The sequence below is a fragment of the Dactylosporangium sp. NPDC000521 genome, assembly GCF_042898305.1.
GTDB lineage: Bacteria > Actinomycetota > Actinomycetes > Mycobacteriales > Micromonosporaceae > Dactylosporangium.
In genome coordinates this window covers 87750-102818 of sequence record NZ_JBIAYW010000020.1, presented here as the reverse complement: position 1 = coordinate 102818, position 15069 = coordinate 87750, and the positions used below count along the sequence as shown (strand labels likewise).

Annotated in this window: 10 protein-coding genes and 1 pseudogene; 4 read left to right on the top strand and 7 right to left on the bottom strand. The window is 72.2% G+C overall.

The genetic code is table 11. From position 1 onward, the window contains the following. Window positions 1–13: 13 nt before the first annotated feature. The 5 genes from ACFY3L_RS42580 to ACFY3L_RS42560 all read right to left on the bottom strand — a co-directional run bounded on the left by ACFY3L_RS42580 (window position 14) and on the right by ACFY3L_RS42560 (window position 8336). Window positions 14–685 carry a hypothetical protein gene (locus ACFY3L_RS42580; RefSeq protein WP_389338313.1) on the bottom strand — a complete coding sequence of 224 codons (672 nt, stop codon included), beginning with the start codon at window positions 683–685 and terminating at the stop codon, window positions 14–16. Beyond that, window positions 685–3042 carry a glycoside hydrolase domain-containing protein gene (locus ACFY3L_RS42575; RefSeq protein WP_389338310.1) on the bottom strand — a complete coding sequence of 786 codons (2358 nt, stop codon included), beginning with the start codon at window positions 3040–3042 and terminating at the stop codon, window positions 685–687. Before ACFY3L_RS42575 ends, ACFY3L_RS42580 begins: the two co-directional genes overlap by 1 nt. Before the next feature lie 253 nt (window positions 3043–3295). Continuing rightward, window positions 3296–7264 (bottom strand): hypothetical protein, encoded by a 3969-nt coding sequence (locus ACFY3L_RS42570; protein WP_389338307.1) that lies wholly within the window; start codon window positions 7262–7264, stop codon window positions 3296–3298. A 127-nt stretch (window positions 7265–7391) separates the two neighbouring features. Then, window positions 7392–7604: a hypothetical protein gene (locus ACFY3L_RS42565; RefSeq protein WP_389338305.1), complete on the bottom strand. Its 213-nt coding sequence runs from the start codon at window positions 7602–7604 to the stop codon at window positions 7392–7394. A 102-nt stretch (window positions 7605–7706) separates the two neighbouring features. Further along, complete coding sequence (locus ACFY3L_RS42560; RefSeq protein ID WP_389338303.1) at window positions 7707–8336, bottom strand: SPW repeat protein; 630 nt, start codon at window positions 8334–8336, stop codon at window positions 7707–7709. A gap of 324 nt (window positions 8337–8660) precedes the next feature. Between ACFY3L_RS42560 and ACFY3L_RS42555 the strand changes: the two genes are divergently transcribed. After that, window positions 8661–11747: an FAD-binding and (Fe-S)-binding domain-containing protein gene (locus tag ACFY3L_RS42555; protein ID WP_389338300.1), complete on the top strand. Its 3087-nt coding sequence runs from the start codon at window positions 8661–8663 to the stop codon at window positions 11745–11747. A gap of 24 nt (window positions 11748–11771) precedes the next feature. Next, window positions 11772–12011: pseudogene (locus ACFY3L_RS42550) on the top strand (thiamine pyrophosphate-dependent enzyme); the annotation flags it as partial. A gap of 168 nt (window positions 12012–12179) precedes the next feature. On the opposite strand, the gene ACFY3L_RS42545 reads toward ACFY3L_RS42550, so the two are convergent. Continuing rightward, window positions 12180–12482: a MarR family transcriptional regulator gene (locus ACFY3L_RS42545; RefSeq protein WP_389338486.1), complete on the bottom strand. Its 303-nt coding sequence runs from the start codon at window positions 12480–12482 to the stop codon at window positions 12180–12182. On the opposite strand from ACFY3L_RS42545, the gene ACFY3L_RS42540 reads away from it, so the two are divergent. Then, entirely contained in the window at window positions 12457–12717 is a 261-nt protein-coding gene (locus ACFY3L_RS42540) for a hypothetical protein (protein ID WP_389338297.1), read from the top strand. The genes ACFY3L_RS42545 and ACFY3L_RS42540 overlap by 26 nt on opposite strands. Before the next feature lie 72 nt (window positions 12718–12789). Then, window positions 12790–13809, top strand: a complete 1020-nt coding sequence (locus tag ACFY3L_RS42535) for an SDR family oxidoreductase (protein WP_389338294.1) — start codon at window positions 12790–12792, stop codon at window positions 13807–13809. A gap of 69 nt (window positions 13810–13878) precedes the next feature. Here ACFY3L_RS42535 and ACFY3L_RS42530 read toward each other — a convergent pair whose 3' ends face one another. Further along, window positions 13879–15012 (bottom strand): enolase C-terminal domain-like protein, encoded by a 1134-nt coding sequence (locus ACFY3L_RS42530; protein WP_389338291.1) that lies wholly within the window; start codon window positions 15010–15012, stop codon window positions 13879–13881. Window positions 15013–15069: the final 57 nt, after the last annotated feature.

Here is a 15069-nt window from a genome sequence, read left to right as displayed (position 1 = left end):
GTGACTCCTTCGTTCAGCGGTTGCGGCGGGTGTACGCGTCGGCGCGGGCGCGACGGCCCGGTTCGTGCGCGTCGATGGAGCCGGCGGACAGCGTGCCGTCGGATCGTGGGCCGGCCGGGTGGGCGCCCGGCGTGCCGAGCACACGGCCGGCGGCGTGCCGGATCGCGGGATGGCCGGGACCGTGGGCGATCTGGAAGTGCGACTCCTTCGGGTGCGGGAGATCGCCGCCCCACGTGACGACCCCGTCGAGCTCGGCGAGGATGTCGCGGATCACCACCAGCTCTGCCGGGTAGAAGCCGCCGGTGACGCCGAGCGGATAGGCGTTGGCACGGAAGGTGATCGCGGTGCCGGACAGGGCGTTCGACTCGTAGGCCTCCGTCACCCTCCGGGATGCCGGGACGCCGACCACGTCGCCTGGGCGGAGCTGGTCGAGCTCGTAGTGCAGGCGGCGGGCGACGTAGGTGAGGATGACGGCCGGCCCGCCGTCCGCGAGCTGGACGCGCTGGCCGCTGCCTTCGATCGGGTGCCAGGTCGCCTGCTCGAGGATCGGCCAGCCGTTCGCCGACCGGGCGTGCGGCCAGGTGGGTGGGGCGGCGCCCGCGCGCCCGGCCGGCAGGAGCGCGGCGCCGGCACCGGCGAGCGCCGCGGTGGTCAGGACACGACGTCGGGACATCTCACCGGTCATCAGGACGGTCCTTCCAGCGTGATGCGATCCTGCAGGGCAGTGGCGAAGCCTTGGACGAAGCCGGCCAGCTTGGCGGCTCCGCCCGGCAGGTCGGCCATCATCGACGGCAGCAAGGGTGCGCCGTTGAAGAGGATGAGCTGCTTACGTGCGACGCCCAGGGTGAGATCCGGCCTGGTGAGGGCGTTGTGGGCGGAGCCGAAGCAGTTCGCGGCGGTACCCCAGCGCTGGTTGAAGTAGTCGGTGAACCGGTGCACCCCACCACCGTTGGCGTAGTGGTCGCGGACGGCCTCGACGATGGTCTTGCCTGAGCGCACCGCCCGGGCGATCAGATAGCCGTCGGCGTCCTCGACCAGGTCGTTGAAGCCGAACGACGACACCACGTTCGGCTTGGCGAGCTTGGCGGCGCAGAACGCCTCACCGGACGCGTACTGCTCCGCCGAGTTGCGCCAGTCGGCGTAGAAGGTCATCAGGTCGCCGGCCCAGCCGGCGACGTCGCCGCCGTTGGCGTCCGCCCGGTCGGCGGGCTGGGCGGTGACGAAGTGGCCGTTGGCGGTCGCCATGAGGTGTTCGGCGCCGAGATCGTAACCGCTGTAAGGGTCCTTGAAGAGCGTCCAGACGGCGGCGCCGCTGGCGTGTGCGTGGTCGACGAAGCCCTGGTCGAAGTCGCCGATGAGGTACGACCAGCCAAGTTCGTTCAGCGTGTTCTTGCTGCCGTACTCGCGGTGACGGATGAACTCCATGACCAGCTGTGAGGGTGGCTTGCTGCCCCCATACGCCACGGCGAGGTCGTACAGCTGCTGGATGTAGGCGATGAACGCGTCGGCAAGGCCCGCCGGGTTGTTGACCGAGGACGAACCGGGATCTGCGCTGCTGCGCCACACGTCACGGTCCAGGTCGTACGTGTCGCTGCCGTTGGTGACCTGGAACTCCTTGATCTGGTTGAACGACCAGTTCGCCGGCAACGGGAAGCCGAGGTTGCCGGAGAACCCCCAGGACATGCCGGAGACGTATGAGCAGCGGGCGAAGGTGCGGTCGGTGACGTCGGCGCACACGTTGCGGGATCCGTAGACCCCGTGCACGTACCGTTTGCCGCGGCTGGACAGGCCGGCGGCGACGCCCTGGAAGTACGGGACGATCGCCTCGTCGATCTCGTCCTGGGTGGCGTCGTAGTCCACGGCGAAGTAGATGACGGTGCCCTTGTTGAAGCCATGGCCGACGGCGAGGTTGTGGGCGTTGACGGCGTGCTGGTAGCCGGCGATGTACGTGAAGTCCGACAGCTGCCGGGCGTTGTCCTGGTAGATCGGCAGGACCCGCAGGCCGGCGTTGAAGATCGTCCGCAGCTCGCCGGGCTTGATCTCCTTGTCGAGGGTGGAGTCCGGCGGGTCGTACAGGTAGCGGCCGACGATGCGGTACCCGTTGGCGTACAGCCAGCTCGCCCGCGCGGCGGTGATCTCGAAGCGGGTGTCGCAGCCGGCCGCCGGACGGTCCGGGTCGCCCATCGAGACCAGCAGCTGCGCCCAGGTCTGATAGTCGGCGGCGCCGGTGACGTCGAGCAGCGAGAACCGCTGGAACTCCCGGACGAACTCGGCGAGGGTGGCGTCGTACGTGCTGCGCCGGTTCGTGGTGGTGTTGTTGACCGGCTCGTTGAACACGCAGGCGGCGGAGAACAGCTCGACGAAGATGCCGGTGCTGCCGATGTTGAGCGGATGCGCGCGCAGGCCGGCCTGGGTGCCGGGGCCGAAGTTCCCGGTCGGGCTGAGGCCCAGCTCGTACTGGATGGCGATCATCAGCGACTTCTGCACGTCGCGGGAGTAGATGCCCTCGCAGGGCCCGATCGTGTACGCGTCACGCTGCCAGTACCGGCCGTTGAGCCAGCGCTGCACGTCACGGATCTTGTCGGTGCCGCCGGCGACGATCACGTACGCGTCCATGTTGAGGATGCAGCGGGCGATCCGCACATCGATGGTGCCGTTGCCGGGCGGGATGCCCATGTTCGACCGCAGGCTCTGCACCGCGCTCACGGTGGTGCCCGTGTACTGCCCGTACGTGTCGGCGCCCCAGTAGCCTTTGCAGAACAGGCCGTGCTGCAGGATCGTGATGATGTTGGCGTTGGCGGTGCCGCTGCCGGGCGGAAACGCGATGCCGATCTCGCCGAGCGCGGCGAACCGGGCGGCGGTCGTCGGGCCGAAGCTCGCCACGACCGGGCTGATGCCCAGCTCGTGTTGCAACCCTTCGATGAGGGCGAACATCGTCGTCCACCCGGTCCGGCCGTCCTCCGGGCACGGGGTGTAGCCGGGGACGGCGCCGTAGGTCGCGTTCACCCACTGCTGCGCCTGAAGTACCTTCGGATCTCCCATGCCGAGGATCGTGCGGGCCGGTCCAGCCGCCGGTCACCGCCTGCCGCGATGTCCGGACAACTCCGTACACCGATGCGGCGCCCGGCCCTCGGCACGGCTGTACGGCCTTGTCCGGACTATCCGCCGGGCCTGGACCCGCCCGGCGCCGTGCGGGCACCTTGAAGCTACGGCCCGCCCGGCCGGCCACACCCTGGACGGTCACCGGCCGGCGCCCGCACCGCGTCGAGGGGGCGCGGTGCGGGCGTCTGGGTGCTCAACGGCACAGCGGCCGGTACGCGACGTCCGGCACGTACTGGCGCCACTCCGGCTCGGTGAGCGGGAACCCGGCGGTGGCGCAGATGCGGGCGGCGGCGATCTCCGGGTCGGTGTTCCACAGCCGCACCGTGCGGTCGTGCCCGCCCGCGGCGAGGGTCGCGCCGTCGGGTGCGAACGCGACGCCGAGTACCGCGTCGGTCGGACCGGTGAGCGTCGCCAGTTGGCTCGGTCTGCGTGGGTCGTGGACGTCCCAGAGCCAGATGGTGTTGTCGGTACTGCCGGCGGCGAGGACGTCCCGGGTCGGGCTGAACGCCACCGAGTACACCTCGCCCACCGGCCCGGTGAGGACCGCCACGGGCTGAGGATGGGCCGGGTCCGTGACGTCCCACAGCCGGGCGGTCTTGTCGACCCCACCGGCCGCGAGGATGCGCCCGTCGCGGCTGAACGCGGTGGTGAACATCGGCTCGGCCGAGTCCTCGAGCGTCGCGGTGAGCCGCGGCTCGCGCGGGTCGGTGATGTTCCACAGGTACGTGTGGTGGTTGTTGCTGGCCATGGCCAGCAGCGTGCCGTCGGGGCTGAACGCGGACTGGTAGATGATCCCCGGGTCGGTGCCGTTCAGTACGGCCAGCGGCGCCGCCCGGGCCGGATCGCTGATGTCGAAGAGGTGGGCGCTGTTGTCATCGGCGCTCAGGACCAGCAGCCGCCCGTCGTTGCTGATGCTGACGGACTCGGCGAGCTTGCCGGCGGCTTTCAACGGCGGCCCGAGCCGTTGCCACTGTCCCGGCCGGCTCACGTCCCACAGCTCCAGGCTGCCGTCCTGGCGTCCTGTGGCGAAGACCCGTCCGTCCGGCGTCAGCGCGGCCGTGCCCACGTACTTGCTCCCGTCCGGCTGGTTGTGCAGCGGCGGACGCTCCCGCCGGGGGCGGGCGGGGTCGCGCACGTCCCAGATCGTCAGGCTATTGTCGGCGGCACCGGCGCCGACGCCGAGGCGGTGACCAGCGCGGTCGAAGCTGACGGCGAACACGGAGTCGACGGGTCCCGTGATGACGGGTCCCGGCAGATGCCAGGTTCGTAGCGTGCCGTCGCTCGCCACGGTCAGCAGCGTGCCGTCCGGCTGGTACGTGACGGTGGTGACCGGGTCCGGATGCGGCAGCCGTGCCGGGCCGTGCCCGGAGCCGGCCGTGAACAGCCACACGTTGTTGTCGGAGCTGCCGGCGGCCAGCACGTCGCCGTCCGGGCTGTAGCTGAGGGTGTTGACCCAGCTCGCCGGACCTGTCAGTGGCGGGCCTTCCGAAGCAGGCCGGCGCGGGTCGGTGATGTCCCACCGGTACACGTTGTGCTCGGCTCCGGTTCCGGCGGCGAGGTGGCGGCCGTCGGGGCTGACCGCGACCGCGAACACCTTGCTGGTCGGTTCGTTCAGGGCGCTCAGCAGCGCGGGCCGGGCCGGGTCGGCGACGTCCCACAGCCGCACCGACGAGTCGTAGCTGCCGGACACCAGGACGCGACCGTCCGGGGTGAAGGCAAGGGCCTGCACGACCGCCGGCGACGCCTCGACTCCGGTGTCGGTGAAGGTCGCCAGGGGCACGGGCCTCGCCGGGTCCCGGACGTTCCACAGGTGGATGCGGCCGTCTTCGCCGGCGGCGGCGAGGACGGCGCCGTCCGGGGAGAACGCGACGCTCAGCACGTCGCCGGTCGGCCCGTCGACCCGGCCGATCGGCTCGCTGCCACCGGTGAGCGACCACAGGTACACGCTGCGGTCCTTGCCGCCGCCGGCGAGGATGCCGGAGCGGGTGAACGCCACTGACACGATGCTCTTCGCGGGGCCTGTCAGCATGCGGTGGGCGGTGAGCCCCGCGACCGGGTCCACCTGCCACACCTGGACCGGGCCCGGTTCGGTGCCGGCGGCCACCATCCGCCCGTCGGCACTCGACGCGACACTCTTGACCGCTCCGGCGGGGCTGCGCAGCCGGGTCGCGGCCGGCATCGACGTCGCGTTGAGCAGGCTGGATCGTGCCTCGGGGGTCGGCGACACCCGGTATGCGGCGAGCGCGAGCAGCTGCGCCAGCGGCACGTCCTGCTCACGCAGCCGGTCGGACTTGGTGGCGACCTGGCGGGAGGTGGACTGCGCGGCGGCGAGCTCGGCCCTGGCCCGCTCCGCCGACCGGGCGCGGTGCACCTCGACCGCGTATCCCAGGACGCCGGCGGCGAGCAGCGCGAACACGACGACGGCCGCGACGAGCTGCAGCCGGCGCCGCTCCCGGCGGCGGTCGGCCGTCTGCTGTGCCTCCGCATGCTCCAGACTCGCCTCGATGAATGCGTGCTCGTTGCCGCTGAGCTGGTCGCGGCGTCCTCCGATGTGCTCCTGCGCCAGTTGCAGGATGCCGCCGCGGTACAGCCCGTCGACGCTCCGGCCGGTCTCCTCCCAGTGCCGCACGGCCGCGGCGAGCCGCCGGTGGAACCGCAGCCAGCCCCGGTCGGCGTCGAGCCATTCCCGCAGGCGGGGCCATGACCACAGCAACGCCTCGTGCGCGATCTCGACGGTGTCGCCGTCCACGGTCAGCAGCCGCGCCGCCGCGAATCGCTGGATGACCTGCGCGATGTCGGCGCTCTGCGTGGCGCCGGCCACCGGAGCCAGCAGCTCGGCCCGCATCACCTTGCGCCGGGCGTCGGCGGTCTCGTCGTCGGTGTGGACCAGCCGCAGGAACAGCCGCCGCGCGGCGTCGCGCTCCGCCGCACCCGGCAGCGCGGCGAAGGCCTCCTCGGCGGTCTGCGTGATCGCGCCGCGGATGCCGCCGGTGGTCCGGTAGTGCTCCACCGTCAGGGTGCGTCCGGACGACTGCTGCCAGGTGGCCAGCAGTGCGTGCGACAGCAGCGGCAGTGCCCCGGGCTCATGGCCGGCGCGGCCGTCGGAGGACTGCCGCGGTGCCAGGTCGCGCAGCAGCACCTCGACGAGTTCGGGTTGCACCGTCAGCTGTGCGAGCTGCGCGGGCTGATTGATCGCCTGCCGCAGCTCCGGCTCCGACATCGGGCCGACGACGATCTGCCCGTGCTGCAGCACCGTCGTCAACGCGGAAAGCTGCATGGCCTGGGCGAAGAAGTCCGCGCGCAGCCCGTAGACCACCGCGGCCGCGGGCTCGCCCCCGGCCGCGGCCGCGGCAAGGGCGTGCAGGGCGTCGATGAAGCCGGCCCGTTCCGCCGCGTCGCCACACAGCGTGAACAGCTCCTCCAGCTGGTCGACGACGACGAGCAGGCCGGCGGTGCCGTCCCGCTCATGCAGCATCGTGGGTGCCGACGCCGGCGCTTCGCACAGCCGGCCATGGATGTCATCGGCGTCGCGTCCGGTACGGGCGGCGATGTGCGCGGCCAGGGCCCGCAACGGCCGCTCACCCGGCGTGAACAGCAGATGTTCCCGGCGGCCGGGGTCGTCGGCGCCGCACCAGGCCGGGATCAGCCCCGCGCGCAGCAGTGACGACTTGCCGGATCCGGACGGGCCGACGACGATCACCGGGGCGCCGTGCCGTTGCCTGCGCCGCACGGCGGCCAGCACGTCGGCGACGAGGTCCTCACGCCCACAGAAGAACCGCGCGTGCTCGACCTCGTAGGGCGTCAGCCCGCGAAACGGCGACGGCGCCTCCGCGGGACGCGGGCCCGGCTGTGCGCGGACCCTGTCGAGGGCGGCCAGCCACTCCGTCGCCCGGGTCTTGTCCTTCTCGCCGAGCACGGCCAACAGGGCGACGAACGCACCGGTCAGCTTCCGGGTGGGCAGGTGCGCACCGGTGAACCAGCCGCCGAGGGTGGAGGGAGAGACCGCGTGCGCGGGATCGTCCGCGGCCACCATCTGCGCCAGGTCCCGGATGGTGTGACCGGAGCCGCGGCGGAGCGCCTTCAACGCCTTGACGAAGTCCTGGGCGTTCGCGATGGCACGCGGGTCGGAGTCCGGCTCGCTGTCCGCTGCGGCGCTCGTCATCCCGCGACACCATCCCTACCCGAACCGCGTACCAATTCGGTCGGAAATTACATCGATCCCCATCGAGATCACTAGAGGTAGTCGCGTCGGAATCATGTCGTATCAGGCCGCACACCTCCCGCCTCGGCTACGACAGCAGCGGCAACCACTTCACCCGCACCGTGAGCGGCATCGCCACGGACTGGCCGACCATGCGGGCGGTCGCGCTCGCCGCCGCGCTGATCTCCTCGGCGAGCTTCGCGGGGACGCCGCCGACCGAGCGCAGCCGGCGCAGGCCCGCGGCCCCGAGCACGAGCGCCGCGGTCACGTAGCCCGCCGTCAGCCCGGCGGCCGCCAGCACGCCGCAGCCGCCGGCCGCCGCCGCAGCGCAGCCGCGTGTGACGGCCGGCGGCGCACGTGGCCGTACGGACAGGCTCCGGATGGCCGCAGTGCACCGCGGCGATCAGTAGCGGGGGCGTCGTTCCGTGCCGGGCCGGTCCGTGCCGGGCCGGTCGAACCCGGGCCGCTCCCCGCTGGACCGGTCGTAGCCGGTGCGCTCGACGTCAGGCTGGTCATAGCGCTGCCGCTGCTCCGTGCCGGGCCGGTCATAGTTCTCCTGGCCGCGCCTCCCCCCACCGCGGTTGAACCCGGGCCGGCGGTTCGCCGACATCAGCAGCCCGACGGCGCTGAGGCCCAGCAACACGGTCACGGCACCCGTGATGACGTTCGACACGATGGTTCCGGTCGTCGTGGCGGTGGCGGCGCGCTCGACGATCCACGGCGAGATGATGACCCACACGCCGATCGCCGCCATGGCCCAGCTCAGCCTGTACATGCGGGACGGCACCATCGTCAGCCCCAACGCGATCACGCCGATCGTGATCCCGAGGATCAGGTTGTTGACGGTCAGGCGTGGCGCGAAGGTGTTGAAGCCCACGACCCACGGTGAGATCGCCAGCCAGGCGCCGGCCAGCAATACCAGCCCATCGATGACGACCGCCTGCCCGCTGGCGCCGAGTCGCTCATAGCGCTGTTGCATCTCGGCGATGTCGGGATGTCCGGCGAAGCTCTGATACTGCGAAACCTCGGCCATGACAAACCTCCCTCTGGTTCGTCGCTCAATTTCTCCTTCCTCCGCCTACCCACTGTTTTCCCGCCTACCCCACCGCCGGGCACGACCGACCAACTTCCTTCCGGCCGACGTGCCGGTACGTGGCCGGCCGGAAGGGCAAGGACGCAATCGTCCCGGCGACAGGCCGCAGGCCGCGCGAAGGGGTATGCGGCCGACAGACATGTTCAGCCGCCGCGATCGGGGTCTCGCGGATCACCGCGCCCGTGTCCGCATACTCCGCCACCCCCGGGTAGCACCAGTCGCTTGGCGGGCGCGAGCCGGTTCCCACCGAAACGAGGTGCAACGATGAAGGCTGCTGACGCCGGAAGTCGATCCGCGCCGCCGCCGCCGTACGCCGCTCAGCTGGCCCGCGAGCTCGGCCGGGCGGTGCGGGGCGAGGTTCGGTTCAGCCCGGGAGACCGCGCGCTGTACGGCTATGACGCGTCGATCTTCCGGCAGCTGCCGATCGGGGTGGTGCTGCCGCGCGACGCCGCCGACGTGGAGGCCGCGCTGGGGATCTGCCGCCGCTACGGTGCCCCGGTGTTCGGGCGGGGCTGTGGCACCGCCCTGGCGGGGCAGACGGTGAACGCCGCGGTGTGCTTCGACTTCTCGAAGTACATGAACGAACTGGTCGACCTCGATCCTGAGCGGCGGCTGGCTCTGGTGCGGCCGGGTCTGATCTGTGACCACCTGCGGGGCGCGGCGGAGCGGCACGGGCTGACGTTCGCGCCGGACCCGGCGACCCACGACCACGCGACGCTCGGCGGGATGATCGGCAACAACTCCTGCGGCACGCACTCGGTCATGGGCGGCAAGACCGTCGACAACGTGCACGAACTGGACGTGGTGACCTATGACGGCACCGCGATGCGGGTCGGCGCGACGAGCGAGGACGAGCTCGAGCTGATCATCGGCCTGGGCGGGCGCCGGGGAGCGATCTACGCCGGGATGCGGCACATCCGGGACACCTACGCCGAGGTGATCCGGTCCGGGATGCCGGACATCCCGCGGCGGGTGTCCGGGTACAACCTCGAGCAGCTGTTGCCGGAGTACGGGTTCCACGTCGCGCGGGCGCTGGTCGGTTCGGAGTCGACGCTGGCGCTGACGCTGGGGGCCCAGTGCCGGCTGGTGCCCTCACCGCCGGCCCGGGCACTGGTGGTGATCGGCTATCCGGACATTCCCGCCTCCGGGGACGACGCGGCGTGGCTGCTCGAGTTCGACCCGATCGGGGTCGAGTTCACCAGCCGGCACGTGGTGCGGAACATGCGGGCGAAGCAGATGGTGCACGGCGAGCCGGGTCTGCTGCCGCCGGGGGTTGCGTGGGTGCTGGTGGAGTTCGGCGGCGACACGCAGCGTGAGGCCAACGAGCGGGCCGAGGAGCTGGCGGGGGCACTGCGCCGCCGCCGCGACGCCCCAGACCATCGCGTGTACGAGGACGCGGCTCGGCAGAGCGCCGTCTGGGAGATCCGCAAGCACTCGGCCGGCACGTCCCGGATGCCCGTCGGTCTGGGTGGCCACGTCGGCTGGCCGAACTGGGAGGACGCCGCCGTGGCACCGCACCGGCTCGGCTCCTACCTGCGGGCGTTCACCAGGCTGCTGGACCGGTACGGCTACGACGGGGTGTTCTACGGCCACTGGGGGCAGGGCTGCGTGCACTGCCGCCTGGACTTCGACCTACGCACCGCCGAGGGCATCCGGACGTATCGGCGGTTCATGGAGGACGCCGCCGATCTCGTCGTCTCGTTCGGCGGCTCCCTGTCCGGCGAGCACGGCGACGGGCACGGCCGGGCGGAGTTGTGGCCGAAGATGTTCCCGCCGCGGCTCATGGAGGCGTTCGAGGCGTTCAAGGCGGTGTGGGACCCGGACGGGCGGATGAACCCGCACAAGCTCATCGACCCCTATCCGCTGGACTCGCACCTGCGTGAAGGCAGCGACTTCCGCCCCCGGCAGCTGGACACCGTGTTCCGCTACCCGCAGGACGGATCGATCTTCGCCGAGGCCGCGGGCCGGTGCTTCGGCGTCGGGGTCTGCTGGCGCACCGAAGGCGGGGTGATGTGCCCGAGCTTCATGGTGACCCGCGAGGAGCGGCACTCGACCCGCGGGCGGGCGCGGCTGCTGCAGGAGATGGCCGACTCCGCGGGCGGCGTCACCGGCCAGTGGCGCAGCCCGGAGGTGCGCGAGGCGCTGGATCTCTGCCTGGCCTGCAAGGGCTGCAAAAGTGACTGCCCGGTCAAGGTCGACGTGGCCACCTACAAGGCGGAGTTCCTGCACCACCACTACGCCGGACGGCTACGCCCCCGCCAGGCGTACGCGCTCGGGCTGATCGACGTGTGGGCCCGGCTGGCGTCGCGGGCGCCCCGGCTGGTCAATGCCGTCACGCACGCCCCGGTGCTCGGCGCGGCGGTCAAGGCCGCCGCCGGGATCGCGCGCACCCGCGAGGCGCCCAGGTTCGCGGAGCGGACCTTCGTGTCGTGGTTCGCCGGGCATCGGCCGCGGCACCCGGACGGGCCGGTCGTGCTGCTGTGGCCGGACACGTTCATGAACCACTTCGAACCGCAGGTGGGCGTGGCCGCCGTCGAGGTGCTCGAGTCGGCGGGCTGGCGGGTGACGGTCCCCCGGCAAGCGCTGTGCTGCGGCCGCCCCCTCTACGACTACGGGATGCTCACGCTCGCCCGGCGGTACCTGCGGCGGATCCTCGACGTGCTCGGCGACGACATCGACGCCGGGGTGCCGCTGGTCGGTCTGGAACCCAGCTGCCTGGCCGTGTTCCGCGACGAGCTGACCAACCTGTACCCCGGCGACACCCGCGCCCAGCGGCTGCGGGCGCAGTCATTCACCCTCGCCGAGTTCCTCGACCGGCACGCGCGGGGCTGGACCGTGCCGCAGCTGCATCGCGACGCGTTCGTGCAGACCCACTGCCATCAGCATGCCGTCATCGGCTTCGACGCCGACCGTGCACTGCTGCACGCGATGGGCCTGCACGTCGAGATGGCCGAGCCCGGCTGCTGCGGCATGGCCGGCAGCTTCGGCTACGAGGCCGGCGAGAAGTACCGGGTGTCGATGGCGGCCGCGGAACGGCAGCTGCTGCCGGCGGTGCGGGACCGCAGCGACGCCACCCTCATCGTCGCCGACGGGTTCAGCTGCCGCAGCCAGATCCGCGCCGGCAGCGACCGCGCGGGTCTGCACCTGGCCGAGGTCATCGCCATGGCGGTCCGCAGCGGCCAGGAGGGGCCCGTGGCGGGCCGGCCGGAGGAGCACGCCATCCGGGTCCCGAACCGAAGTTCCGGTGCGATGGCGGCGACGTGGGCGGCCGGGGCGCTGCTCGCCGTCGTGGGCGCCGTGCTCGCCACCCACCGGTGGGTGACCGAAAGGAGATCGAAGCGACATGGCTGACACGTACACCGCCGCGGGCAGGCGTACAGCTTCTCCGGCACCAACTGCTCCATGGCCGCCGGACTCCCCTACGCCATCGGCGCCCAGACCGCCTGCCCCGGCCGCCAGGTCGTCGTCTTCACCGGCGACGGATCGCTCACCATGTAGCTCGGTGACGTGCTCACCGCCGCGCAGCACGAGCTCCCGATCAAGATCGTCGTGGTGCGCAACGACACCCTGGGACTGATCAAGTGGGAACAGATGGTGTTCCCCGGCAACCCCGGGTACGGCGTCAGGTACGTCGAGGTGCCGACAACCATCGTCAGCGACGGCAGCACCACCCGTGCGGTCGGCGCGTCGACCGCCCCGCCGTGGCTGGTCAGCGCCAGCCGGCGGACGGCCCACGTGGCGAACACCGGCGAATCCGGCTGGCGTAGCAGCGCGTCGGGCGGGCTACGCCGCGTCGCCGTCCCCGGGCGTCCAGCCCAGCCACCAGTCCTGCTCGCCCGCCTCGCCGGCCGCCGCGGCGAAGGCCGTCAGCGCGGTGATGACCGCCGGCTGCCACAGCTGCGCGGTCTCGGCGACGAGGGCCTCGAGGTCGCTGCGGCGGCGGGCGAGGACCTGCTCGACGACGTGCCGGCCGGTGCCGGTCAGCCGCAGCCGGACGATCCGGCGGTCGCTGGCGCTGCGGCTGCGGCGCACGAGCTGCTTGCGCACGAGACGGTCGATCATGCGGGTGGCGGTGGACGGGTTGATCTGCAGCTCGTCGGCGATGTCGATGACGCGCTGCGGGCCGCGCCCCGGCCAGCACGGCCAGAGTCCGGAACTGCGGCAGGGTGACCTCGCCGTCTACGGCCGCGAGCGACCGGGCGGTGAGCCCGACGAAGGCGCGGCTGGCCAGCATGAGGGCCTGCACCGCGGCCTCGCCGGCGTCCGGCCGGGACGACTGCATACGGCCATCATCGCAGGACGGCAGATTCATTGCACATGACAATGTTTGTTTAGGGACGAGCCCGACGGGCACGAGTCGCACAGCTACCGGACTCGAATCGGAGGCGCCATCATGACGACGAGTGACGGCCGCCGGGTGGTCGTGGTGACCGGCGCGAGCGGCGGTATCGGCCGGGCCAGCGCCCGGGCGTTCGGGGCTCTGGGCGACGCGGTCGCCCTGCTGGCCCGTGGCCACGACGGGCTGGCCGGCGCGGAACGCGACGTCCTCCAGGTCGGCGGCCGGCCGCTGCCGATCGAGGTCGACGTCGCCGACACCGAGGCGGTGGAGCGCGCGGCGCAGCGCGTGGAGTCGGAGCTCGGCCCGATCGACGTGTGGGTCAACGTGGCGTTCACCTCGGTGTTCGCGCCGTTCATGGAGATCGAGCCGGAGGAGTTCCGGCGCGCGACCGACGTCACCTACCTCGGCTACGTCAACGGCACCCGTGCGGCGCTGCGGCACATGCTGCCCCGCGACTCCGGCACCATCGTGCAGGTCGGCTCGGCCCTGGCCTACCGGGGCATCCCGCTGCAGAGCGCGTACTGCGGCGCCAAGCACGCCATCCAGGGCTTCAACGAGTCGCTGCGCTGCGAGCTGCTGCACGACAAGCGCAACGTGCAGGTCACGATGGTGCAGATGCCGGCCGTCAACACGCCGCAGTTCGACTGGGTGCTGTCCCGCCTGCGCCGCCACCCGCAGCCGGTCCCGCCGATCTACCAGCCCGAGGTGGCTGCGCGTGCCGTGGTGCACGCGGCCGGGAACCCGGGCCGCCGCGAATACTGGGTCGGCGCGTCGACGGCCGCCACGCTGCTGGCCAACAAGGTCGCGCCGGGGCTGCTCGACCGCTACCTGGCCCGCACCGGGTTCGACTCCCAGCAGACCCGCCAACCGGCCGCGAAGCACCAGCCGAACCTGTGGGAGCCCGCCGACGACGAACCCGGCACGGACCAGGGCGCCCACGGCTCCTTCGACCAGCGCTCCCACGCGCACAGCCCGCAACTGTGGGCCTCGGAGCACCGGGGGCTGCTCGCGGCCGTGCTCGGCGGGGCCGCCGTGGCCGGCGCCGCCACCTGGCTGGCCGGCCGGCGGGCCTGACACAGTCTGTCGATGTCGGCCCTGCGGCCGGCCCTGCGGCCGGCGCCGGCCTCAGCGCCCAGTATCGCGTCAGTCGCCGGACCCCGGTGCGCGGCCGTGGACGCGGTAGCGCTCCGCCTGGTCCCAGCGCATGTCCAGGCCGAGGCCCGGCCGGCTCGGGTCGGGCCACAGCGATCCGTCGCGCGGCTCCGCGACGCCGTCGAAGAGCATGTGCTCGATGCGCTCGTGGTCGTGGAAGTACTCGAGGTGACGCCGGCGCGGCACCGCGCAGAAGGCGTGCGCCGACACCGCGGGAGCGCAGTGGGCGGACAGGTCCACCCCGTGCCCGGCGGAGAGCCCGGCCACGGCCAGCAGGCCGGTGATCCCGCCGCACCGGGTGACGTCGGCCTGCAGGCAGTCCACCGCTTTCGGGGCGAGCAGGTTGGTGAAGTCACGAAGGACGAAGGCGTACTCGCCGGCCGCGACGTCCAGTCCCGGCGGTCCCTGTTCCCGCAGTGTCCGCAGCCCGGTCAGATCGGCCGAGCTGACCGGCTCCTCGAACCACGACACCCCCCACTCGTCACGGAACCGGTACGCCCACGACAGCGCCTGCTTCTCGCTCAGCGCGCCGTTGGCGTCCACGAACAGTTCCGGCCCCGGCCCGATGGCGTCGCGGACCGCTGTGAGGCGCTTCGGGTCCTGATCCGGGTGGCGGGACGTCTTGAGCTTCACCCGGCCGATGCCGCGCTCCGCCCAGCCGGCCAGCTGTCCGGCCAGCCGGTCCAGCGGATAGTTGGTGAACCCGCCGCTGCCGTAGATCGGCACGTGGTCGTGGCTCGACGGCAACGCCCGGAACAGGGCCAGCCCCTCCAGGCGGGCCCGCAGATCCCACAGGGCGACGTCGACCGCCGACATCGCCATCGCGCCGACGCCGGGCCGGCCGGCGTTGCGGATGGCGGCCCCCATCGCCGCCGAGGCGGCCGGCGGGGCCATCGCGTCCATGCCGGTGACGACGGGTGCCAGCTCGGATTCGATGAAGTGGGCGGTGGCGGCCGCACCGTAGGTGTAGCCGAGCCCGGTGACACCGGCGGCGCGGGCCTGCACGAGCACCATGGTCGTCGCGGACCAGGTGGCGGTGCCGTCCTGTTCGACGCCGCCCGGACCGTCGGTCGGGACGGCGAAGGCGTGGACCCGGAGGTCATCGACCGTTGGTGAGCCGTTCATGGTGGTCGCCTCGCAGTGGGAGAACGTGCGTGCCGCCTGGCTGCCCGAGCCGGGTCC

What these genes read in the sequence shown, in the direction of transcription:
- ACFY3L_RS42580 (WP_389338313.1), bottom strand. Translation starts at nt 685, where the DNA reads ATGACCGGTGAGATGTCCCGACGTCGTGTCCTGACCACCGCGGCGCTC.
- ACFY3L_RS42575 (WP_389338310.1), bottom strand. Translation starts at nt 3,042, where the DNA reads ATGGGAGATCCGAAGGTACTTCAGGCGCAGCAGTGGGTGAACGCGACC.
- ACFY3L_RS42570 (WP_389338307.1), bottom strand. Translation starts at nt 7,264, where the DNA reads ATGACGAGCGCCGCAGCGGACAGCGAGCCGGACTCCGACCCGCGTGCC.
- ACFY3L_RS42560 (WP_389338303.1), bottom strand. Translation starts at nt 8,336, where the DNA reads ATGGCCGAGGTTTCGCAGTATCAGAGCTTCGCCGGACATCCCGACATC.
- ACFY3L_RS42555 (WP_389338300.1), top strand. Translation starts at nt 8,661, where the DNA reads ATGAAGGCTGCTGACGCCGGAAGTCGATCCGCGCCGCCGCCGCCGTAC.
- ACFY3L_RS42540 (WP_389338297.1), top strand. Translation starts at nt 12,457, where the DNA reads ATGCGGGTGGCGGTGGACGGGTTGATCTGCAGCTCGTCGGCGATGTCG.
- ACFY3L_RS42535 (WP_389338294.1), top strand. Translation starts at nt 12,790, where the DNA reads ATGACGACGAGTGACGGCCGCCGGGTGGTCGTGGTGACCGGCGCGAGC.
- ACFY3L_RS42530 (WP_389338291.1), bottom strand. Translation starts at nt 15,012, where the DNA reads ATGAACGGCTCACCAACGGTCGATGACCTCCGGGTCCACGCCTTCGCC.